19 protein-coding genes are annotated in these 22,067 nt (G+C 47.0%); 4 read left to right on the top strand and 15 right to left on the bottom strand.

Going from position 1 to position 22,067, the window contains the following annotated elements:
* Nucleotides 1-7: 7 nt before the first annotated feature.
* From glgB to GKG41_RS04835, 14 genes are all read right to left on the bottom strand, one after another.
* Complete coding sequence (gene glgB, locus GKG41_RS04900) at nucleotides 8-1,912, bottom strand: 1,4-alpha-glucan branching protein GlgB (RefSeq protein ID WP_154257454.1); 1,905 nt, start codon at nucleotides 1,910-1,912, stop codon at nucleotides 8-10.
* A gap of 48 nt (nucleotides 1,913-1,960) precedes the next feature.
* On the bottom strand, nucleotides 1,961-3,331 hold the full coding sequence (locus tag GKG41_RS04895) for an alpha-amylase family glycosyl hydrolase (protein ID WP_154257453.1): 1,371 nt from the start codon (nucleotides 3,329-3,331) through the stop codon (nucleotides 1,961-1,963).
* A gap of 46 nt (nucleotides 3,332-3,377) precedes the next feature.
* Nucleotides 3,378-3,959 (bottom strand): TetR/AcrR family transcriptional regulator, encoded by a 582-nt coding sequence (locus tag GKG41_RS04890; protein WP_154257452.1) that lies wholly within the window; start codon nucleotides 3,957-3,959, stop codon nucleotides 3,378-3,380.
* A 118-nt stretch (nucleotides 3,960-4,077) separates the two neighbouring features.
* Nucleotides 4,078-4,854: a TatD family hydrolase gene (locus GKG41_RS04885; RefSeq protein WP_347563267.1), complete on the bottom strand. Its 777-nt coding sequence runs from the start codon at nucleotides 4,852-4,854 to the stop codon at nucleotides 4,078-4,080.
* A 40-nt stretch (nucleotides 4,855-4,894) separates the two neighbouring features.
* Nucleotides 4,895-6,055, bottom strand: coding sequence for an AI-2E family transporter (locus GKG41_RS04880; RefSeq protein ID WP_154257451.1), 1,161 nt, complete (start codon nucleotides 6,053-6,055; stop codon nucleotides 4,895-4,897).
* 34 nt (nucleotides 6,056-6,089) lie between these two features.
* Nucleotides 6,090-8,699, bottom strand: a complete 2,610-nt coding sequence (locus GKG41_RS04875; protein ID WP_154257450.1) for a cation-translocating P-type ATPase — start codon at nucleotides 8,697-8,699, stop codon at nucleotides 6,090-6,092.
* Nucleotides 8,700-8,994: 295 nt separating this feature from the next.
* A complete protein-coding gene (locus GKG41_RS04870) occupies nucleotides 8,995-9,804 on the bottom strand; it encodes a tyrosine-protein phosphatase (protein WP_154257449.1) in 810 nt (269 codons plus the stop codon).
* A gap of 16 nt (nucleotides 9,805-9,820) precedes the next feature.
* Nucleotides 9,821-10,714, bottom strand: coding sequence for a radical SAM protein (locus tag GKG41_RS04865; RefSeq protein WP_154257448.1), 894 nt, complete (start codon nucleotides 10,712-10,714; stop codon nucleotides 9,821-9,823).
* Between the two features lie 38 nt (nucleotides 10,715-10,752).
* Nucleotides 10,753-11,574, bottom strand: coding sequence for a MurR/RpiR family transcriptional regulator (locus tag GKG41_RS04860; RefSeq protein ID WP_154257447.1), 822 nt, complete (start codon nucleotides 11,572-11,574; stop codon nucleotides 10,753-10,755).
* A 10-nt stretch (nucleotides 11,575-11,584) separates the two neighbouring features.
* A complete protein-coding gene (locus GKG41_RS04855) occupies nucleotides 11,585-12,469 on the bottom strand; it encodes an ROK family protein (RefSeq protein WP_154257446.1) in 885 nt (294 codons plus the stop codon).
* Between the two features lie 118 nt (nucleotides 12,470-12,587).
* The gene (locus GKG41_RS04850; protein WP_154257445.1) at nucleotides 12,588-13,040 is read right to left on the bottom strand and encodes a YhcH/YjgK/YiaL family protein; all 453 of its coding nucleotides are present in this window, start codon (nucleotides 13,038-13,040) and stop codon (nucleotides 12,588-12,590) included.
* A gap of 9 nt (nucleotides 13,041-13,049) precedes the next feature.
* On the bottom strand, nucleotides 13,050-14,549 hold the full coding sequence (locus GKG41_RS04845) for a sodium:solute symporter (protein ID WP_154257444.1): 1,500 nt from the start codon (nucleotides 14,547-14,549) through the stop codon (nucleotides 13,050-13,052).
* A 20-nt stretch (nucleotides 14,550-14,569) separates the two neighbouring features.
* The gene (locus tag GKG41_RS04840) at nucleotides 14,570-15,439 is read right to left on the bottom strand and encodes an N-acetylneuraminate lyase (RefSeq protein WP_199884584.1); all 870 of its coding nucleotides are present in this window, start codon (nucleotides 15,437-15,439) and stop codon (nucleotides 14,570-14,572) included.
* A 92-nt stretch (nucleotides 15,440-15,531) separates the two neighbouring features.
* A complete protein-coding gene (locus tag GKG41_RS04835; protein WP_154257443.1) occupies nucleotides 15,532-16,221 on the bottom strand; it encodes an N-acetylmannosamine-6-phosphate 2-epimerase in 690 nt (229 codons plus the stop codon).
* Between the two features lie 454 nt (nucleotides 16,222-16,675).
* On the opposite strand from GKG41_RS04835, the gene sdaAB reads away from it, so the two are divergent.
* Both sdaAB and sdaAA read left to right on the top strand, forming a co-directional pair.
* Nucleotides 16,676-17,338 (top strand): L-serine ammonia-lyase, iron-sulfur-dependent subunit beta, encoded by a 663-nt coding sequence (gene sdaAB, locus GKG41_RS04830; RefSeq protein WP_154257442.1) that lies wholly within the window; start codon nucleotides 16,676-16,678, stop codon nucleotides 17,336-17,338.
* A 5-nt stretch (nucleotides 17,339-17,343) separates the two neighbouring features.
* Nucleotides 17,344-18,210: an L-serine ammonia-lyase, iron-sulfur-dependent, subunit alpha gene (gene sdaAA / locus GKG41_RS04825; RefSeq protein WP_154257441.1), complete on the top strand. Its 867-nt coding sequence runs from the start codon at nucleotides 17,344-17,346 to the stop codon at nucleotides 18,208-18,210.
* An 81-nt stretch (nucleotides 18,211-18,291) separates the two neighbouring features.
* Here sdaAA and GKG41_RS04820 read toward each other — a convergent pair whose 3' ends face one another.
* Nucleotides 18,292-18,489 (bottom strand): hypothetical protein, encoded by a 198-nt coding sequence (locus tag GKG41_RS04820; protein ID WP_154257440.1) that lies wholly within the window; start codon nucleotides 18,487-18,489, stop codon nucleotides 18,292-18,294.
* A 420-nt stretch (nucleotides 18,490-18,909) separates the two neighbouring features.
* Between GKG41_RS04820 and GKG41_RS04815 the strand changes: the two genes are divergently transcribed.
* Nucleotides 18,910-19,512 carry a recombinase family protein gene (locus tag GKG41_RS04815; RefSeq protein WP_347563266.1) on the top strand — a complete coding sequence of 201 codons (603 nt, stop codon included), beginning with the start codon at nucleotides 18,910-18,912 and terminating at the stop codon, nucleotides 19,510-19,512.
* 399 nt (nucleotides 19,513-19,911) lie between these two features.
* The gene (gene metG, locus GKG41_RS04810) at nucleotides 19,912-21,936 is read left to right on the top strand and encodes a methionine--tRNA ligase (RefSeq protein WP_347563271.1); all 2,025 of its coding nucleotides are present in this window, start codon (nucleotides 19,912-19,914) and stop codon (nucleotides 21,934-21,936) included.
* The last annotated feature ends 131 nt before the right edge of the window (nucleotides 21,937-22,067 follow it).

Raw genomic sequence — 22,067 nt, 5'->3', positions numbered from 1 at the left:
CCTCCTATTAATACAAGAATACCGATACAGAAAGGGGCGGCAGTTCATATCCAAAGGAAAACTCCCTGTTATCCCAGTTTTTCTTCACAGCCTTATATACCTCCCGGGGCTTCCCATAGGAGCCCCCGAATCTGGGATCTGCACTGTTTAGTATAAGCTTATACTGCTTCCTTTTGGGGACCCCCACCCGGTAATCCGTCCTCTCTACCGGTGTAAAATTACACACAAAGAGCAGGTTGTTCCGTCCTGTTGGAGACTTTCTGATAAAGCTAAAGATACTTTTATCCGCGTCATCCGCGTTTATCCACTCAAACCCCTGGGGATTGTGATCATTTGCATAGAGGGCTGGATATTTTTTATAGAGGAGAAGCAATTCCTTTACGTAATCCTGCAGCTTTTGGTGACTTTCCTCTGCAAGCAGATACCAATCCAGCTCACGCTCCTCGCTCCACTCCTGAAGCTGGCCGAAATCCTGGCCCATAAAGAGCAGCTTCTTGCCGGGGTGTCCGAACATATACGTGTAGCCCGCTTTCAGATTCTCAAACTTTTCCCTGGCCTCCCCGGGCATCTTATTGATCATGGAGCACTTCAGATGCACTACCTCGTCATGGGAGAGTACCAGAACATAATGCTCACTGTATGCATACGTCAGGGAAAATGTCATCTTGTAATGGTTAAACTTTCTGAAATAAGGGTCCAGCTTCATGTATTCCAGGAAATCATGCATCCATCCCATATTCCACTTCAGGCTGAATCCCAAGCCGCCGTCCTCCGGCTTGCCTGTCACCATAGGCCAGGCTGTTGATTCCTCGGCAATCATTACCGTACCTTTATATTTGCCCAGAACAACCGAATTCAAATGCCGGAAGAATTCTATGGCCTCCAGATTTTTATTCTCCCCATATTTGTTTGGAACCCACTGGCCGTCCTCACGCCCGTAGTCAAGATACAGCATAGACGCCACAGCATCCACCCGGAGTCCGTCAATATGATATTCCTCCATCCAGAAGACCGCATTGGCTATGAGAAAATTCTTCACTTCATTTTTTCCATAATCAAAGACTTTTGTTCCCCAGTCCGGATGTTCTCCCTTTCTGGGATCCGCATACTCATACACAGGTGTGCCGTCAAAATCCGCCAGACCGTGTGCATCTTTCGGAAAATGGGCAGGCACCCAGTCAAGGATCACTCCTATCTTATTTTTATGCAGGTAGTTCACCAGATACTTAAAGTCCCCGGGCGTACCGTAGCGGGATGTGGGGGCATAGTATCCTGTCACCTGATACCCCCAGGAGCCGTCAAAAGGATGTTCTGCTATCCCCATAAGCTCCACGTGAGTATACCCCATCTTTTTTACATAGTCCGCCAGGGCATGGGCAAACTGCCTGTAATTGTAGAATCCCTCTTTATTCTCCTCGGTAAAAGGGTGCTTCATCCAGGAGCCCGGGTGCACTTCATAGACAGACATGGGATCTTTATCTGCGTCAAAACTTTGGCGCTTATTCATCCAGACAGAATCTCCCCATGTAAATCTGCTGATATCCGCCACTCTGGATGCATTTCCCGGACGTTTCTCAGACCAGTTGGCATAGGGATCCGCTTTGTAGAGAAGCCCGCCGTCTTTTGTTGTAATACAGTATTTGTAAAGGCTTCCCTCCTTAACGTCCGGGATAAAAAGCTCAAAGATGCCCATATTCTTTCTGCGCTTCATGGGATGCTTCTTTTCATCCCACTCATTAAACTCCCCCACCACAGCTACAGATGCCGCGTGAGGAGCCCACACTGCAAAATAAACACCTTTTTTCTTACCCTTTGTTGTCGGATGGGCGCCCAGCAGACGGTATATCTCATAATGTGTCCCTTCCCCGAACAGATACTCATCCAAATCCGAAAATCCTAATTTTTTACCCATAAGCTTTCCCCTTTTACCGTTAGTTTCTTTTATTCTTTAATCCCAGGCTTACGCTCCGCCCAGCCAGGTAATGAGAACACTCCCTGCGGCTTCCACAGTAATGCCCAGACTTCCGTTCTCCACCGGGATCTCTTCCTTTGTAACCGCATTCTGATACCTTCTCTCCCCGTCAGGAACAGGTATCTTTACAGACGCTTCCTTTTCATCGTTATTTACCGCAACAATCAGTAAATCTTCCTCCCAGGTTCTGGAAAACGCATATTGCCGGTTAGTCAGTACCAGCTCCCGATACCGTCCCAGTGCAAGGCATGGATGCTCCTTATGGATACGGCCCAGGATTCTCACCCATTCCAGGATTCGGGAGTCCCTATTTTCCTCCAGCGCCTTCTCCAGTTCCACCGCGGGGCGCAGAGGACTGTCATCAGGCCCCTCTTTTTTCCCGGTAATGCCCCATTCCGAACCATAATAGACAGAGGGAATGCCGGGCAGTGTGTAGAGAAGTGTATAGACTGGATTCATATGGGCTTTGACCGTGAGTTTGCTGGCAATACGGTCTACATCATGGTTATCCACAAAGGAATAAAGCTTCATTCCCCTGTAGATACCTCCGTTTTCATCAAATTCCCTCCGGATGGTATGAGCAATCTCAAAATAATTGTGATCGTTATGCCCGGAGTACAGTCCTTTGTGCAGCTCATAATTAGTGACGCTGTGGAGCAGGCGCTGCCCGTCTCCTATATACCGGCCATAATCCCCATGGATCACCTCACCCATAAGCCAGAAATCTTCTTTTTTCTCCTGGGTTCTTCTGCGCATCTCCTCCATAAACGTAAACTCCAGGCAGTCCGCACAGTCGAGCCGTATCCCGTCGATATCAAATGTCTCAATCCAGAAGTCAATCACCCCCAGGAGATATTCTCTCACTTCCGGCTCCCACGGGTTCAGATTCACAAGCTCAAAGCAGTTTCTCCATGCCTCATAGGAGAAGCCGTCATTATAGGGATTGTTTCCCCCGAAATCAATTCCCTTATACCAAGTTTTATAGGGGGATCCCTCCCTTTTCTCCCGGATATCCCTAAAGGCAAAAAATTCTCTCCCCGTATGATTAAACACACCGTCCACAACGATCCGGATTCCCAGCTTGTGCGCCTTTTCTACAAAACACCGGAAATCTTCATTGTCCCCCAGTCTTCTGTCTACAAGCTTATAATCCTTTGTATCATACCCGTGGGTGGATGACTCAAACAGCGGCCCGATATACACAGCCGTACAGCCTATCTCCGCTATGTGGGGCAGCCACTCCATAAGCTGTGCGAATCTGTGCACGGTCTCCTGCTTTCGGTTCTCCCTGGGCGCCCCTGTCATCCCGATGGGGTACATATGATAAAATACTGCCTCTTCATACCACTTTTTATTCATTCCCTGTTACCTCCTGCCTGTCTTTTTAGTATTATGACTGATTTACTTATGAAAATATGCCATACATGAACTGATGTACAATCTCATATGTGGCCTCATTGGTTATCTCAATTCTTCCGTCAGGGGCCGCGTATTCTGCGGCCATCATAATATGATGGTTCAAAACCCCGGTAAATCCAACGGCAAACTGCCTCTGCCTGCCTCTCATATTTCCCAGCTGCGGGGCTGCATCCTCAAATATCTGTACAATTCTCTGGTAATACCTTTGAATATAAGGATAAACGGTCTGAAAGGCCTCATTCTCCCTGGCAGAATAGAACAGCGACAGCATTAACAGGTAAAACTTCCTGTTGGATGCCGTATAATCAAAGAAGGATCTGGCTACATGATACAGGGTGTCTGACAGCGAATCCCGGTGTGCGCAGGCCCCTGCAAGAGACTCCTCAATGTTCCTGTATCCTTTATCCAGCAGGCTTTCCAAAAGCCCCTTTTTACTGCCGAAATAATAATATAACGTAGGCTTCGTCACTCCCGATTTGTCCACAATCTCCTGGACCCCTACGGCGTCATAGCCTTTGGAATAAAAAAGGTCCAGGGCAACCTGCATCAGCATATCTCTGTTATCCATAGCAGCATCTCCTTTATATGATTCTATTATACCAATCGGTATAGAGATTGTAAACACATTTCCCCCGAAATACAACAAATGGAAAATGGAGATGCCGGCAGCGACATCCCCATCCATATTATATGCCAAACAACCGCCTGGCGTTCCCGGCCGTGGTTTCCACCACGGTCTCATAGCTGACACCCTTTATCCTGGCGATCTCCCGGGCAACAAACGTAAGAAAGGACGAATTGTTCCTCTCCCCCCGGTGGGGCTCAGGCGCCAGATACGGACAATCCGTTTCCAGCAGAATGTAATCCAGAGGGGCATATGCTACAATTTCCTTCAGCTTCTTTGCATTGGCAAAGGTAGCGACTCCCCCGATGCCAAGAAGGTACCCCATGTTCATGTACTCTCTGGCGTGCTCTCTGGAATACGAGTAACAGTGAATCACTCCCGTAAGGGCATCCGCGCGCTCAGACTTCATAATGTCAAGGGTATCCCTGGCTGCGTCACGGCTGTGCACAATTATGGGATATCCAACTTCTTTTGCCAGGTCCATCTGACGGACAAACCAGTGCTTCTGCACCTCATGGTTTTCTCTGTTCCAGTAATAGTCAAGCCCAATCTCTCCTATGGCCACCGTCTTTTCTTCCATACAAAGGCTCCGCAGCCATATCATCTGTGTCTCATCCAGATCGCCCACTTCGTCGGGATGCACTCCCACCGCCCCGTAGATAAAGGGGTATTTCTTCATAAGCTTCACGGTATCTCTGACGCCCCGCAGACTGGCTCCTACATTTATAATCGTGCCTACCCCCAGGTCCGCCATGGATTCCAGCAGTTCTTCCCTGTCTGGTTCAAATGCCTCATCGTCATAATGGGCATGGCTGTCAAATATCATTGGACATTCCATTTTCTCTCACGTTCTCCTTCCGGCTTCTTATGTTCTTCTGTCATTCTATCTGTTCCAGCGGTATGTTTTTCTTTTTCAGCCTTTGGTAAACCCACCCTCGGAAAAGGGTATAAACCACGGAACTGAGAGGGATAAATACAAGCATCCCCACGATCCCCATAAGGCTGCCACCCAGGGTTACAGCCACCAGCACCCAGATGGAGGGAAGCCCCACTGACCCGCCCACCACATGAGGGTAAATCAGATTCCCCTCAATCTGCTGGAGGATCAGGAACATAACGATAAATCCAATGGCCTTTACCGGACTCACCATTAATATCAGAAACGCACCTATTACACACCCGATAAATGCCCCAAAGATAGGAATCAAAGCTGTAAATGCTATCAAAACTCCAACCAGCAGAGCGTACGGGAACCGGAAAATAGTCATAGTGATAAAAAACATAGTTCCCAGAATCACTGCTTCCACACACTGTCCTGTGAGGAAATTGGAAAAGGTCTTATAGGACAGGGAACAGACATTGGTCAGCACCTCTACATGATCCTTCTTTAAAAAAGCGTACATGATTTTTTTCATCTGCCTGCTCAGCTTCTCCTTCTGCAGAAGAATATAGCAGGCGAATACAAATGCAATAAAGAAGTTGGCCAGACCGCTGATAATGGTCTTTGCTGCTGAAAAGGTGGAGTTGAGCACACTCCCCGCGCCATTTTTAAAGAAATCAATGCCGGTCTGAATCATCTGGTCCCAATTAAACTCAAGGCTGTTGATCCACCCTACAATCTCCTGATTATCCTGAAATAGTTTTTCTCCCCAACTCTGCAGGTTAACCGCAAAATTCTGGAGGCTGGTTCCCAGACTCATAATAGTCGTGCCCAGCTGGGGAACTACCACAAACATTACAAGCACTACAACCCCGATTACGATACACATGGTAAGAATCAGACTGACCGGACGGGCCAGCTTTCTGACCGCATGATTCTCTTTCCACTTCCTCTCATGGAACAGGTGCTTTTCCAGAAAATGCATGGGTACATTCAGCACAAATGCTACCGCCGCTCCCAACGCAAACGGAAATATTATGTTCAGCAAAAACCGGGCTGCATTGATAATCACTCCAAAATTCTGGAGCCCCACCAGAATCAAAATGGTGAATATGATCAGTCCTCTTAATTTTTTTATATTTTCTTTACCTAAATCCATAGATTCACCTAATACTTTCTACCCCTATCCGCTGTCAGATGCCCAGCTTGCCGCGCACCCACTTTAAGAACTGTATCACCGGAAGATTCAAAAAAGCCAGACCATATACGGTAAACAGTTGTGTCAGAGTAAGTGTCTGTACCTTAAAAATCCCGTGAAGCCCTGGGATCATTAATACACAGGTCATAAGAAACAGGCCGATAAAAAATGCCCCGAATAAATATTTATTGTTAAAAAATCTTTTAGTAAACAAAAGCGGCCGATCCGACTTACAGTTATATCCGTGGAAGAGCCGGGAAATACACAGGGTGCCGAATGCCATGGTGCTGGCCAGCAGCGCGTCCCCGTTCTGATAGCCAATATAAAACCCTATCATGGTCATAATACCGATACAGAGCCCTTCCAGCCCGATCTTAGATAAGAAGTCCTTTGTCAGGATTGACTCGTTCATAGGTCTTGGTTTTTCATCCATCACTTCACTGGAGTGAGGCTCAAGTCCCAGTGCAATTGCCGGAAGACTGTCTGTAAGCAGGTTGATAAACAGCAGGTGCACCGGAGCAAAGGGTACGGGAAGCGCCATAATCGAAGCATACAGAACCGCCAGTATGGCCCCGAAATTTCCGGAAAGAAGAAATTGAATGGAGTTCTTTATGTTCTTGTATACATTTCTTCCATTTTCCACTGCCTTAATAATAGTGGCAAAGTTATCATCCGTCAATACCATAGAGGCAGCATCCTTGGAAACCTCGCTCCCTGTAATGCCCATAGCCACACCAATGTCCGCCTGTTTCAGAGCAGGGGCATCGTTCACTCCGTCCCCTGTCATGGCCACAATGTTCCCCTTTTCCTGCCATGCACGGACAATCCGTATCTTATGTTCCGGGGATACTCTTGCATATACCGAAATGCCCTCCACAAAGTCCTTCAGCTGCTCATCATCCATAGTTTCAATCGCAGCACCCTCGCAGGCCTCACTTTCTTCCTTCAAAATCCCGATCCGCTTTGCTATGGCTGCCGCGGTAACCTTGTGGTCACCGGTGATCATAATCGGTTTGATTCCCGCCCGGATGCATTCAGACACCGCCTGGGCAGACTCTTCCCTGGGGGGATCCATCATAGAAATCAACCCAATAAATGTAAGGTCTTTTTCATCTTCCAGCGTCAGGGGGCGGCCCTCCTCAATCTGCTTGCAGGCAAACGCCAGCACTCTCAGTCCCCCTCTGGAGAATTCCTGGTTCTGGGCTTCTATGGCTTTTCTGTCTTCCGGGGTAAAAGTCTGTATACCGCCGTCCTTCAGAATATGTGTCATTCTGTCCAGAAGGACATCCACAGCACCTTTGGTAACCATAGTGTATCCGTCCTCCAGCATATGTGCGGTTGACATAAGTTTTCTGTCGCTGTCAAAAGGAATTTCATCTGTCCTGGGGTACTGCTCTCTCACAGAAGCTGCAGTCACTCCAAGCTTATCTCCCATATTAATCAGGGCTGTCTCCGTGGGATCCCCAATCTCCTGACCGTTGAGATTAGTAGAATCGTTGCACAGAATACTGTATTTCAGCAGCCGATACTGTACACTGTCATTACAGTCAATATTCTCTGCAGAGATTCTGGTCTCATCGGTGTAGTAATCCTCCACGGTCATTTTATTCTGGGTCAGTGTACCGGTTTTGTCGGAACAGATAATAGAGACACTTCCCAGTCCCTCCACCGCCTGCAGCTTTCTGATAATAGCGTGTTCCCGGGCCATTTTCTGGGTCCCGAAGGACAGCACAATGGTTACAATAGAACTCAGAGCCTCAGGTATGGCCGCAACCGCCAGTGCCACTGCAAATAAGAATGCATTTCCTATAGATTCCCCCCGAAATACACTGATGCCAAATAAAATACCGCAGAACACCAAGATCAGGACGGATAATTTTTGTCCGAATTTATCCAGGTTTATCTGCAGAGGTGTCTTTTTCTCTGACGTGCTTTTCAGCAGAGACGCTATCTTCCCTACTTCTGTATTCATCCCTACACCGGTTACCAGATAGGTGCCTCTGCCGTAGGTGACAAAACTTCCGGAGAATACCATATTGGTCTGATCTCCAAGGGGCCTCTCTCCTTCCAGCTTGGTATGAGTTTTTTCTACCCCCAGGCTCTCCCCGGTAAGCGCGCTCTCATCGATCTTCAGACTGGCATTTTCCAGGATTCTTCCGTCAGCAGGCACACAGTCCCCAGCCTCCAGCAGGACCTCATCACCCACCGTAATCTCGGAGGAGGGGATCTTTACAACGTTCCCGTTTCTCCTCACCTTTGCCTCCGGCCCGGACAGCTTTTTCAGACTGTTCAGGGACTGCTCCGCCTTTACCGTCTGCACGGTTCCCAGAATTGCATTGATGGTAATAACCACCAGAATTACAATTGCACTCTCTGCATCCCCCAAAAAGCCTGATACCGTAGCTGCGATTATCAGGATAATAACAAGGAAGTCTTTAAACTGTTCCAGGAAAATCTGAGGCACTGTTTTTTTCTTTCCCTCGGCAAGCTCATTGGGACCATATTTTTCCTGGTGTTCCTTTACCTGGGCGTCTGTGAGAGGCTTCAGCCCGCCGTTTATCTCCTTGCGGACCTCTGACTTAGCCATTTGATAATACTTCTTCATTCCAATCCCTCCACTATGAATTGTTCTTTGGTTAGGTATATTTTCCCCTTCCCAGGGGGAGTTTACACAACTGATTTTCTGTAAACGCAAAAAAGAGACTCTTATTGCACAAATCAGTCATGCAATAAAAGTCTCGCTGTTTCATTACGATACGGACGGAATCTGCTTCCATCGAGATTGACGACACCGCACACGCCCGGTTTTCAGGCATCAGCTACTCCCTTTTACTAAACTCTACTATAAAAGAACCGGCTGGGATTGTCAATGGAAACCTCATAAAAAATGCGTAAACTTTTTATTCTGTGAGATACCTGTGGCATAACTCCATGCGCCGCTCCCTGTTCAGGCCCATCTGGTTCTCCAGAAATTCCTTCAGCGAGCCGTACACCCGGTCTATCGTCTGAAATACAGATTCCAGATATCCCCTCTCCACTCCGTTCAGTACCCGGAGCGTGCGAAACACTACCGGATCTGTGGTGAACCTGGAAACCATTTCCTGCATCCTCTGGGTCTCAGGCTCTATGTAGGTATTGGTCAGCATATAGTCCTGCAAAATGGTTTCCCTGTCCACATTCAAAGCGCTCAAAAGGAGGGCAGTGCCTGTTCCCACCCGATCTTTTCCTGCCGTACAGTGCCAGAGCACCGCACCCTCCTCCTGCTCCAGCAATATCTCAAAAAACCTCCGGTAATGGTATACGGATTCCTCATTGGTAACCAGCTGGGGATAGATATCCTCCCCGAACGCCATTGGGTTATCCTGTATTTTCCGGGTATACTCCATCAGCATATTCATAAAACTCTTTGCATTATTCTCCTCTTCCCTGGTGATTCCCATCTGGGCCTCTGTGAGGATCGGGTTATGTATAAAAGTGACCCCTTCAATAGGAGGATCCGGCTTCTGGTCCATCTCCGCCCTTGTTCTGAAGTCAACTACCGTCTTCATCTGGTACTCATCCGTCAGCGTCCGGATATCCCGGTCCGTTGCCCTCTCCAGCGTTCCGCTGCGAAGCAGCCTTTTCGGGCGGATCTTCTTTCCCTCCAGTGTATGGTATCCTCCCAGATCTCTGGTATTATACAGATTCTCTAATTCTATTCTCGTCTCCATTGCATCCTCCTGGCATCTAAAAATCAAATAAGCTCAGCTGCGTCACTTCATAACTCCGTTTGTAAAAATGTATAATATCCTTCATCTCATAAAGAATTCCATACCCTTCACACCGGCTTTGAAAATGCTTCCAGAGCTTTGCCGCATGAGGACTTCTGCACTCGTAGCGGTTCCCATATCTTTTAATATACCGCTCTGCCAGTCCTTCTCCGGGAAAAAGCTCTTCTATCTTCTTATAATACCATTCCCTCTGGTTATCCCGCAAGGTCATACCGAACGCGGGATAGATAAAACAAGCCCCCGCCTCGTGAGCCCGCTCCACAATCTCCAGCACATTTTCCACACTGTCCTCCAAAAACGGGAGCACGGGCATTAGCAGGATACCGGCTGGAATCCCGCACGCTCTCAGCTTTGCCAGCATTTCAAATCTCTGAGAAGAAAGAGAAACACCCGGCTCTATCTTCCTGCACAGTGCATCGTCCGCCGTTGTAATCGTCACCTTGCACAGCACCGGCGAATGCTCCTGAATCTGCTTCAGGACATCCGTATCCCGCAGAAGAAGCGCACTTTTGGTCGCAATTGTAATTCCGAATCCGAAAGCGTCAATCAGTTCCAGAGCATGCCGGGTAAGACAGAGCTTCTCCTCAAAAGGATTATAGGGATCGCTCATAGAACCGGTCCCCACCACCCCCTTTTTTGTCTTTCTCCTGAGATCATCCCGGACAATCCGAAGCGCGTCTTCCTTCGCCCGCACCCGGTCAAAGTCCTCTACCCGATAACAGTCTGACCGGCTGTCGCAGTAGATGCACCCGTGGCAGCACCCTTTATAAATATTCATGGTATAGTCGTTCCCAAACCAGGCAGTGCTTTTATTCTTCGTTACAATTGTTTTCGCAGGAATATATTCCATATACATACCCTCATTTCCGGTACGGCAAGTACTTCCTCTCACCGTCCTCCGTACAAAATATCCATCGTATAGTCATGCAGTGCTTCTTTATGAAACGTATCCAGCTCCATAAATCTGGAATAAAAAATATCTACCATAATCAGAATAGGGAACTGAGGCGATATGGCCTTCCCGTTTTCCAGATGCTCTTTCACTGCAAAGAGAAGAATCTCATCACAGAATTCCTGAAACTCTTTCTCCCGTCTGGAGGTCATCAAAATGGTGGTAGCCCCTCTTGTCTTGGCTGCACGGAGGGAGGTCATAACTTCCTGGGTTCTGCCGCTGATACTGATGGCGATTACCGCACAGTCCTCGTCTAGAAGGACAGAGTTCATCTTCATAATATGGCTGTCAGTGATAGACTCCATATTCACCCCGATACGCATAAACCTCAGCTTCATCTCCTGGGCTACGAGACCGGAGCTTCCCCTCCCATATACATAGACCCTCTTCTTTGTGGAAAGGATATGGACGATCCGATCCAGCTGCTGTTCGTCAAGAAGAGCATAGCTTTTTGTCAGAAGTTCCTGATAAGTGTTCAGAACCTGCTTGGCAGAATCATCGGTAATCACAGGCTGATTCTCCCCGAATCCCTGCTGGTACCGGAACAGGAACTCCCGGTATCCTTTGAATCCGCACTTTTTCGCGAAGCGGGAAAGGGATGCTTCCGAGACATAAAGCTGTCTTGAGATATTTTTGGAAGAAAAATCAATAGCCTGGGTGTTATGAATAAAAAAATCAGCTATGGTTTTTTCTATAGGTGTAAAGCTGTTATACATAGACTCAATAAGCGGGATGATGGTTTTCTCATATTGATCCATAGATGGCTCCTTACTTGTGTTTTGCACAAAAATGATAGAACGCCCCCAGCATTCCGGCCTGATTCTGGTTCTCGGCAAAGGCAAGCTTTGTTTTAGATGCCACTGCGGGAATCAGATACCGGTGAAGGGCTGCTTTTATTCTATCATATAAATACTCCTTTTGGGCCATAATTCCTCCGCCCAGAACTACCATCTCCGGATTGATCACATAGCAGATGTTTGCAATTCCCTTACCCAGCACCTCCGCCATCTCATCAATAGCCTGTACACAGTCCGGATCTCCCTGCTTTGCCATATCAAATACCATTTTGCCGTTCACTTCTCCCCTGGACAGCCCCTTTTTCGACGCCACTTTTTTTACCAGTATGCTGCTGGCTCCCAGATCCTGAAATGTGCTCCCATCCATACTCATATATCCCACTTCACATGCGCTGTTAGAAATCCCGTGGAGCACCTGACCGTTCAGGATAATGGCCCCGCCGATTCCGGTCCCGATGGTCAGACACAGGCTGCTGCTGGTTCCTCTTGCGGCACCAGCGAAGGTCTCTGCCAGGCCCGCGCAGTTTACATCATTCTCTACCTCACAGGGAATATAAAACGTCTCCTCCATGGTTTTTTTGATCTGTGTGCCGGTATATCCGGGTATCAGGGGAGCGGCATGGATAATCTCCCCCTTTTCACAGTCCACCATTCCGGCAGTAGAAACACAGATCCCGGCGGCGTTGCCCTTGGACAGATAGTTCTGGGCAATCTCCACTGCCTTTCCAAGGACTGCAGGCCCGCCCATATGGGCTTCCGTAGGCCTCTCCCCGGTATCTAAAAATTCTCCGTCCGGGCTGATCAGCCCGTATTTGATTGATGTTCCTCCTATATCAATACATATATATTGCTTCATGACATCCTCCGTTTCTGATAATATGGCAATAGGGAGTGCCGCAAACATGCCGTCAGCGGTACTCCCTGATTCAGGCACATCAGCGTGTACCTGCCGTCTATGGGGAAGACGGATGGTCTTATTTTATTTTAATTTTGAAGATAGCTTTTTTAATCACAGCAGGTTCCCCCACCGCAATTGCCGTTCTGTGCCCGTCCCTGGGATAACAGATAAGAAAGTCTCCGTCCGTCAGAACCGTTTGTGCATTTTCAGGACCCTCCAGGGGAAGAAAATCATCTTTTTCTACAAATTCTTTCTGCTCCATATTATCAATGAAGTTCAGGTCAATCTGCTCCTCCCCTCTCAGCATAAAGTGCAGATCCAGGTACTTTCTGTGGGCTTCCCAGAAACGGTTTTCCCTGGCTGTTGTCTCATACTCCACAATATTTACAAACAGGTCATCGCCGTCGATTGTATGGCTCCCCTTTTCATAACCTGTGAGGTCATGCTCCTTCGCGTAGGCAAAGCAGCGCTTAATCTCTTCCGGAAGAAAACTATAATCTTCCAAATCTTTCACATTTCCAAATATCATAACTGCCTCCTAATTTTTAAAGACGGTGGAATTAGCAACGGGTACGGAAGTATCCCCCTTGATTTTTCTGGAAATATAGCTTACCGGCACTCCGATAATCAGAGAAAGAGCAATGGAGATAATGGAGTATGACCAGATAGAAACTCCGGGCATGGTATACTTAATAACAACCATAACTACCGCAGACACTCCGAAGGCAACAAATGCTCCTGTAGTATTGGCAACCTTGGTAAATACACCCAGCACAAAGGTTCCGCCCAGTACACCAAGTACAAGACCCATAAATCCGTTAAACCATTCATACGCGGACTTTATCTCACCATTCGCCAGTACCATGGAAACCAGAATAGCTACAATACCAACGCCCAGTGATACATACTGTGCAATCTTCGTCTGCTTTTCAAAGCTCATTTCCTTTTTGGATAATCGTTCCTGAATATCCATGGTCCAGCTGGTGGCAACCGAATTCAGCCCTGTGGAAAGAGTGGACTGGGATGCGGCATAGATAGCGGCGAGAAGAAGTCCTGTGATTCCCACAGGAAGCTGGTATGCGATAAAAGATGCAAAAATCTGATCTTGCTGTGCAGTCTGCGCCAGCGCCGGATTCTGTCCGTAAAATACGTATAAGCCAGTTCCGATTAAGTAGAATACAGTGGCGATAAAGATGGAAAGAGCACCGTTGGTAAGCATCATCTTATTCAGCTGTTTGGTATCAGTGGTTGTTGTAAAACGCTGTACAATATCCTGACTTGAGATATAGGAGGAACATGTGTTAAAGCCAGCGCCCACGATGAGCAGAAATACACTGTTTTTCATAATACTTGGAGAGAAGATTGGCTCATCCGGCGTAAGGAACTTCCCCTGACCGAAGGCATCAAAGATTGCTCCAAACCCTCCGTTGATTTTGCATACCAGGAAGACCAGGGCGAAGGTTACACCAACCAGAAGTACGCTCCCCTGAATAAAATCGGTCCAAAGCACGGACTTCAGGCCGCCTGTGTATGAGTAAATAATAGCAATCACACCCATCACAATGATCAGGATATTTACATTGATTCCTGTAAGGTTTGCAAGTACCATGGAAGGAAGGTACATGATGATGGACATACGTCCAATCTGGTATACGATAAACATGACAGCCCCAAGAATACGCAGGCTCTTGCTCCCGAAACGAAGCTCCAGATAGTGGTAGGCAGTATCAATGTTCAGTTTACTGTATATAGGTAAGAAAAACTTTATAGTTATGGGAATAGCCACAAGCATACCCAGCTGTGCAAACCAGAGAATCCAGGACCCTGCATAGGAGTTTCCTGCCAGTGACAGGAAAGAAATCGGACTCAGCAATGTAGCAAAAATTGATACACTGGTTACCCACCAGGGGATGGTTCCATCCCCGTGGAAAAATTCTTTCCCTTTCATTTCTTTCTTAGAGAAATGCAGGCCTGCGAATAATACGGCAGCCAGGTATACAACAAGAATAATCAAATCAATAACGGTAAAACCCTGCATTACGGTACCTCCTATCGGAATTATCCAAGATAATTATCAAAGATTTCTTTGGCAACAGCCTTCTGTCCCTCATCGGCGCTTGCCATGGGTCTGTGGCAGTATCCTGCGTCTACTCCCTGAAGCTTTAACAGTTCCTTAATGGTAGGATACAGACCATTTGCCAGAATTGCAGAAATCAGGTCGTTCGTTACGTGCTGGATCTTCAAGGCATCTTCTATCTTTCCTGCCTGGGCCAGTTCATAAATCTGTCTGGCGCGGATACCGTTTACGTTAAAGGTAGATCCGATGGCGCCGTCGATTCCGCAGACTGCCGCAGGAAGCATCATCTCATCAAAGCCTGCATAGATTAAGTGGTCAGGATATGCCTTTCTGAGCCTCTCAAGCAGGAAGAAGTCTGCAGCTGTAAACTTAACTCCGATAATTTTTTCGTTTTCAAATAATTCTCCAAACTGTGCTACACTCATATTAACCCCGGTAAGCGCCGGTATAGAGTAAATAATCAGGCGGTTCTCCACACTGTTAATAATTGTGTTATAGTAATCTTTAATCTCTTGGAAGGTAAACTTATAATAGAAGGGAGTTACCGCGGAAATGGCATCATAACCCAGCTCTGTGGCGTATTTGGCCAGCTCAACAGATTCATACACGTTAATGGAGCCTACCTGGGCAATCAGCTTGATACTGTCCTTTGCTTCATCCTTTGCAATGCGGAAGATCTCTCTCTTTTCTTCTGTGGAGAGCATAAAATTTTCACCGGTGCTCCCTCCCACATAAAGGCCGTCCACTTTCATTTTATCAATATTATGCCGGATGATTTCTCTGAGTCCCTTTTCGTTTACTTTGCCGTTCTCGTCAAAAGAAACAAGCAATGCGCTATAGATACCTTTCATGTCTGCGTTTTTCATCATAATCGTTCTCCTTTTTCTTCTCATATATATAATAGTTAAGGGTGACGTATGTCCCGTTGCTGAAAGTCCGACTTTTACTTATCCAGTGCTTCTGCAAAGGATTTGGTGATAAGCTGCGGCCGTGTAATGATAGAACCCACAACAACGCTGTAGCAGCCCAGGTCTATGACTCTTCTTACTTTTTCCGGTGTATTAATATTCCCTTCCGCGATAACTTTATGTGTCACCTTTGAGAGAATGGTGCGGATTATCTCAAAGTCATCCGCTTCTATTTTGTTGCCCTGGCTCTGGGGCGTATACCCCACGAGAGTTGTTCCTATAAAATCGAATCCAAGCTGATCTGCGTGGAGTGCCTCTTCAACGGTTGAGCAGTCAGCCATCAGAAGCTGGTCCGGGTATTTTCTCCGAATCTCATGATAGAAGTCATCAAGCGTCACCTGGCCGGGCCGGAGGCTTCCGGTTGCATCCAGGGCGATAACCTCAGGTTTTACCTCCATGAGCTCATCCACCTCTTTCATAGTGGGTGTGATATAAACAGCGCTGTCCTCATAATCCCTCTTCACAATGCCGATAATCGGAAGATCCACATTTTTCTGAATTTCAGCGATATCTTCCCTGGTGTTCGCGCGGATCCCAAAGGCGCCCCCTTCTTTTGCGGCAAGTGCCATACGTCCCATGATAAATGAGGAATGCAGCGGTTCATGGGGCAATGCCTGGCAGGATACAATCAAATGTCCCTGCAGCGATTCAATGCTTGAATTCATGGTATCATCAAACTCCCTTCGTTATTAATCTCGTTCTCTGTTTGTAAGCCCATTATAATTCTTTGTGAAAATCATTTCAATAGATTTTAGTTTATGGAAAATACTTTCATCTAATACAGAAAAATGCATAATATAGAGTCAGTATACCCTAAAATATATCCGTTAAAGTGCACAAATAATGAAAGTATTTTCAAACACATCGGTCAGTTTGAAACTAAAATTTAATCCACTGGTTAAAACCGGCGGCAGGCATTCACAAAATATAACGCCTCGGAATCGATCCGATTTCTTTTCCCGTTCCCTCATGAATAAAGAGTTTTCTGTTGCTAATCATCGGTTTTTGTAGTATAGTGATCTCATCCAAAGAAGGAATGACCGGAGGGCATCATTGAATTTCTTTGGATTTTTTGTTATTTATAAGAATAATCGGGCACATAAGGAGAATGATAATTATATGAATATATTTGATATTTTAGGGCCTGTCATGGTGGGCCCATCCAGTTCTCATACCGCAGGCGCAGTTAGAATCGGTTTACTCACAAAAACGTTATTGGGCAGCCGTCCTATTAAGGCCGAAATCGGCCTGCACGGTTCTTTTGGCGATACCGGAAAGGGCCACGGTACTGACCGGGCGATTGTAGCAGGACTGCTGGGTATGAAGCCGGATGATACCAGGATACCGGACAGTTTTTCCATTGCAGAGGAGGCAGGTCTTAGCTTTTCCATCGGGACTGCCCACATTCCCGGAGCACATCCCAATACCGCCCTTCTTAATGTAGAGGGAGAAAATAAAAACCTGCTGGAGGTTCAGGCCTCTTCACTTGGGGGCGGCAGAATCATGATTAACAAGCTGGACGGCATCACCGTAAACTGCACCGGTGAATGTCCTACACTCATCGTACACAACCTGGATCAGCCCGGCCACGTGGCAGAAGTCACATCCACACTTGCCCACAAGTCGGTGAACATTGCTACTATGCAGCTTTACCGGGATAAGAGAGGCGGATATGCGGTTATGGTGGTGGAGACAGATCAACCGGTCCCTGCGGATGCAGTCAAATGGCTGGAGCATCTGGAGGGTGTTATAAAAGTGACTTATATTAACGGGGAGGAATAAATAGTATGGCATACCAATCACTGGAAGACATTATAAAGCTCTGCGAAGAAAAGGACATACCCTTCTGGGAAGCCATTCTCCAGGACGATATAAATGAAAGAACCATACCTGTGGAAGAATCTTATGACAAAATGAGAGAAATGTGGCACGCAATGCTGAGAGCCAGCGAAGGATACCAAAAAGAGCTGATGTCCCGCAGCGGTCTGGTAGGCGGAATGGGCGGAAAGATGGAGGCGTACCGACAGTCCGGGCAGACTCTGTGCGGAGATTTTATGTCCCGGGTTATCGTCCAGGCACTTGAAATGGGTGAGTCCAATGCCTGCATGAAACGAATTGTAGCTGCACCCACAGCGGGAGCCTGCGGCGTCCTGCCTGCCGTGTTGGTTCCCCTCTATCAGGAGGGAAAGGCACCGGAGGATAGAATGATAGAAGCCCTCTATGTGGCCGCAGGCATCGGACAGGTAATTGCCGCCAGAGCATTTATAGCCGGAGCGTCCGGAGGATGCCAGGCAGAGATCGGGTCAGCCTCGGCCATGGCAGCCGGCGCTCTGGTATACCTCAAAGGCGGATCCAATGGGCAGATCGTACACGGAGCGGCAATGGCACTGAAAAATCTTTTGGGATTGGTCTGCGACCCGGTAGCTGGTCTGGTAGAAGTACCCTGCGTCAAAAGAAATGTCATTGGGGCTGTAAACGGACTTTCCTGTGCTGACATGGCGCTGGCGGGAATCGAAAGCAGAATCCCCCCGGATCAGGTGATCGATGCCATGAGAGAGGTGGGGGAAAAGATGGATGAGTCTCTGAAGGAAACCGGCAAGGGAGGCATAGCCAATACCCCTGCTGGCAGGGAAGTATGGGAAAAAGTTCTTTAAGTTCTAAGGTGGTACCAGATGTGTGTTCAGCAGCTGGTACCATTTTTATGTACATGTAAAGTATTTTGGGATAGAATCTAACTATCTGACCTTCAGGTACAATAGGAATCTCGAAGTACCTCTGGAACCACACACAATATTCTTCACCTGCCCGCAGCAGCTGCAGACCTGAGGGTACTGCAGAATAACCACATCCTTTCTTCTTAGATTCATTTGATATGTCTCATTCAGACAGCTGCGGCAATAATTCAAATCAATTAGTTTTTTACTAACATGCATAAATATCCCTTCCTTTTCAGATTATATTTCTTACTCCTGTGTTTTAACTTTCTTTTGCTGATATTATTTTTATACTTGGTTAAAATAATATTATAGAAACAATTGAATGAAAAAGTAGAATTTTTCGTTCAATTGTGCTATAGTAAATACACATTAAATCCATTGTAAAAACTGGTAAATATTGCGGATTTACTGTCATATTCTATAAAACTGTGCTGCAACAACTGCCGCAGGAAAAGAACGGTAAATTCTACCATTTCTTTCGCCTGGGCATTTATATGTCTGGAAAAAGTTTTTCTGAGATTGCCATCCTCCGGTTTACATCTGAGATGGCATTTTTTTGACTTGCATCCGGATTTCGCACGTGTTACAGAAACAGTTGCTCGAGATATCAGTAAAATCAAAATAGGAGGTTTTTCAGTGGAGGTATACGGTTATATCAGGGTTTCAAGCAAGGATCAAAATGTAGACCGTCAGGTTTTGGCTCTGAGGGAATTTCCCGTTCAGGATCAGAATATGTTTATAGATAAACTAAGCGGCAAAGACTTTCAGCGGCCGGCCTATCAAAAAATGATAAAAACTCTTAAGAAAAAAGATCTGGTGGTTGTAAAAAGCATTGACCGGCTGGGACGCAATTATAACGAGATATTAGAACAATGGCGTATTCTTACAAAGGTGATAGCGGCAGATATTGTGGTTCTGGATATGCCCCTTCTGGATACCCGTGCAAAGGGAAATGATTTGACGGGAACCTTTATCGCAGACCTGGTCCTGCAGATTTTAAGCTATGTGGCACAGACAGAGAGGGAGAGCATCCGCAGACGCCAGATGGAGGGAATTGCCGCCGCCAAATACAGGGGTGTCAAATTCGGCCGCCCCTCCAAGCCTATCCCAGATAACTTTCATGAAGTAAAAAGCCTCTGGACACAGGGGTTTATCAGCTCCCGGGAGGGAGCCCGCCGTCTGCAGGTATCCCAGGATACCTTCCTTCGCTGGAGCCGCCGTCTGGATCTTAAGGAATAATTTTATCCCCCTTTACAAATCAGAAGAACCATGCTAACATAACTTTTAATAGGAAAACACGATGACGAAGAGAGTAAGTTGTCCCCCTGCATTACAGAGAATTCCCGCATGTCTGTTATCTTTCCATAGATGCATACAACGCTGAGAGGGATATGTAAGAGATCACTGAACATGGCTTCTGAGAGGTGCACCGAACGGTATATCCGCCGCAAGGCTGCAACAGGATTCGCCTGTTATAGCGAAAGAGTATAGACCCGGGACAGACAACACCGCACCGGTATAGGTACTCCATGAGGTTCATATCGCGAGATATGAATAAATAGAAGTGGTAACACGGGACAGTCCCGTCTTCTGGAATGCAGCTGCATCCGGAGGGCGGTTTTTTTGTTTTACTGCTCTATATCGTGCTTTACTAAACAAGCAAACAAGGGAGAGTTCCATCCCAGCCAGGAGGAAATGAACATGGACAAAAAGAAATTCTATATGACAACGGCAATCGCCTATACTTCAGGAAAGCCTCATATCGGCAATACCTACGAGGCCGTTCTTGCAGACAGTATTGCCAGATTTAAAAGACAACAGGGTTACGACGTATTTTTTCAGACAGGAACTGACGAACACGGCCAAAAAATCGAATTAAAGGCTGCAGAGGCCGGCGTAACCTGCAAAGAATTCGTAGACAGCGTAGCCGGAGAAATCAAAAACATCTGGGATCTGATGAATACCTCTTACGATAAATTTATCCGCACCACAGATGCAGATCACGAAAAACAGGTCCAGAAAATCTTTAAGAAGTTATATGACAAGGGGGATATCTACAAAGGATACTATGAAGGAATGTACTGTACCCCCTGTGAGTCCTTCTTTACAGAGTCCCAGCTGAAGGACGGCAAATGCCCTGACTGTGGCCGGGAAGTGACCCCTGCCAAGGAAGAAGCATATTTCTTTAAAATGAGTAAATACGCAGACCGTTTAATTGAGCACATCAACGCACACCCGGAATTTATACAGCCGGTGTCCAGGAAAAATGAAATGATGAACAACTTCCTGCTCCCGGGCCTGCAGGATCTCTGTGTCTCAAGAACCTCATTCAAATGGGGAATCCCAGTGGATTTTGATCCTAAGCACGTAGTCTATGTATGGCTGGATGCCCTCACAAACTATATTACCGGCATCGGATACGAATGTGACGGCGAAAGCTCTGACCTGTTTAAGAAAAACTGGCCTGCAGATCTCCATCTGATCGGCAAGGATATCATCCGCTTCCATACCATTTACTGGCCAATCTTTTTAATGGCACTGGATCTGCCACTTCCCAGACAGGTATTCGGCCACCCGTGGCTGCTCCAGGGCGAAGGAAAAATGAGTAAATCCAAAGGAAATGTTTTGTATGCGGACGAATTGGTAGATTTCTTCGGGGTTGACGCGGTGCGCTACTTCGTACTTCACGAGATGCCTTTTGAAAATGACGGTGTCATAACCTGGGAACTGATGGTTGAGAGAATGAACTCAGAGCTGGCCAACACCCTGGGCAACCTGGTGAACCGTACCATTTCCATGTCCAACAAGTATTTCGGCGGCGTAGTTGCCAACACAGGCGTTGAGGAAGAAGTGGATGGAGATCTGAAGTCCGTAGTCACCGCAGCCAGAGAAAAGGTGGCCGCTAAAATGGAAGATCTTAGAGTTGCCGACGCAATCACTGAGATATTTGCAGTCTTCAAGCGCTGCAACAAATATATTGATGAGACAATGCCCTGGGCTCTTGCCAAAGATGAGTCAAAAAAAGAACGACTCTCCACTGTTCTCTACAACCTGGTAGAGGGAATCTGTATCGGTGCCGGCCTTCTGGAGTCCTTTATGCCTGAGACCACCCAGAAAATCCTGTGCCAGCTGCATGCAGAGAAAAGATCCTATGAACAGCTGTCCTCCTTTGGATTATATCCCTCCGGCAGTAAAGTAACAGAAAAACCGGAGATCCTGTTTGCCCGCCTGGATGTAAAGGAAGTATTGGCGAAAGTAGAAGAAAAGAAGGCCGCCGAGGCTCCTCAGGAAGAGTCTTCCGCTCCGGAATCCAATGGAATTGATATAGAGGCAAAAGAGGAGATTACCTTTGACGACTTCATGAAAATGCAGTTCCAGGTAGGAGAGATCCTATCCTGCGAGGAAGTAAAAAAATCCAAAAAGCTGCTATGCTCCCAGGTAAAAGTCGGCAGCCAGGTAAGGCAGATCGTATCTGGAATCAAGGCACATTATACAGCAGAAGAAATGGTTGGGAAAAAGGTTATGGTACTGGTAAACCTCAAACCGGCCAAACTGGCAGGCGTTGTGTCCGAAGGTATGATACTCTGTGCAGAAAATGAAAATGGTGAACTGGCCCTGATGGTTCCGGAGAAAGAAATGCCGGCGGGGGCGGAGATCTGTTAAATTATAGTTTTGTGTATGTAAAGTTCGAGATAAAATAGTCGGCCAGCGCAGCGTCGCAGACGGACGGTCAAGGGAGGAGGTCTTGGGGCCAGGGGTACTGTGTGGATCTGCTTGCTACTGCGTTTCTCCTC

Origin of the sequence: Lactonifactor sp. BIOML-A5, assembly GCF_009677585.1 — a bacterium.
Classification (GTDB): domain Bacteria; phylum Bacillota; class Clostridia; order Lachnospirales; family Lachnospiraceae; genus Lactonifactor.
This window is presented reverse-complemented; position numbering and strand designations above follow the sequence as displayed.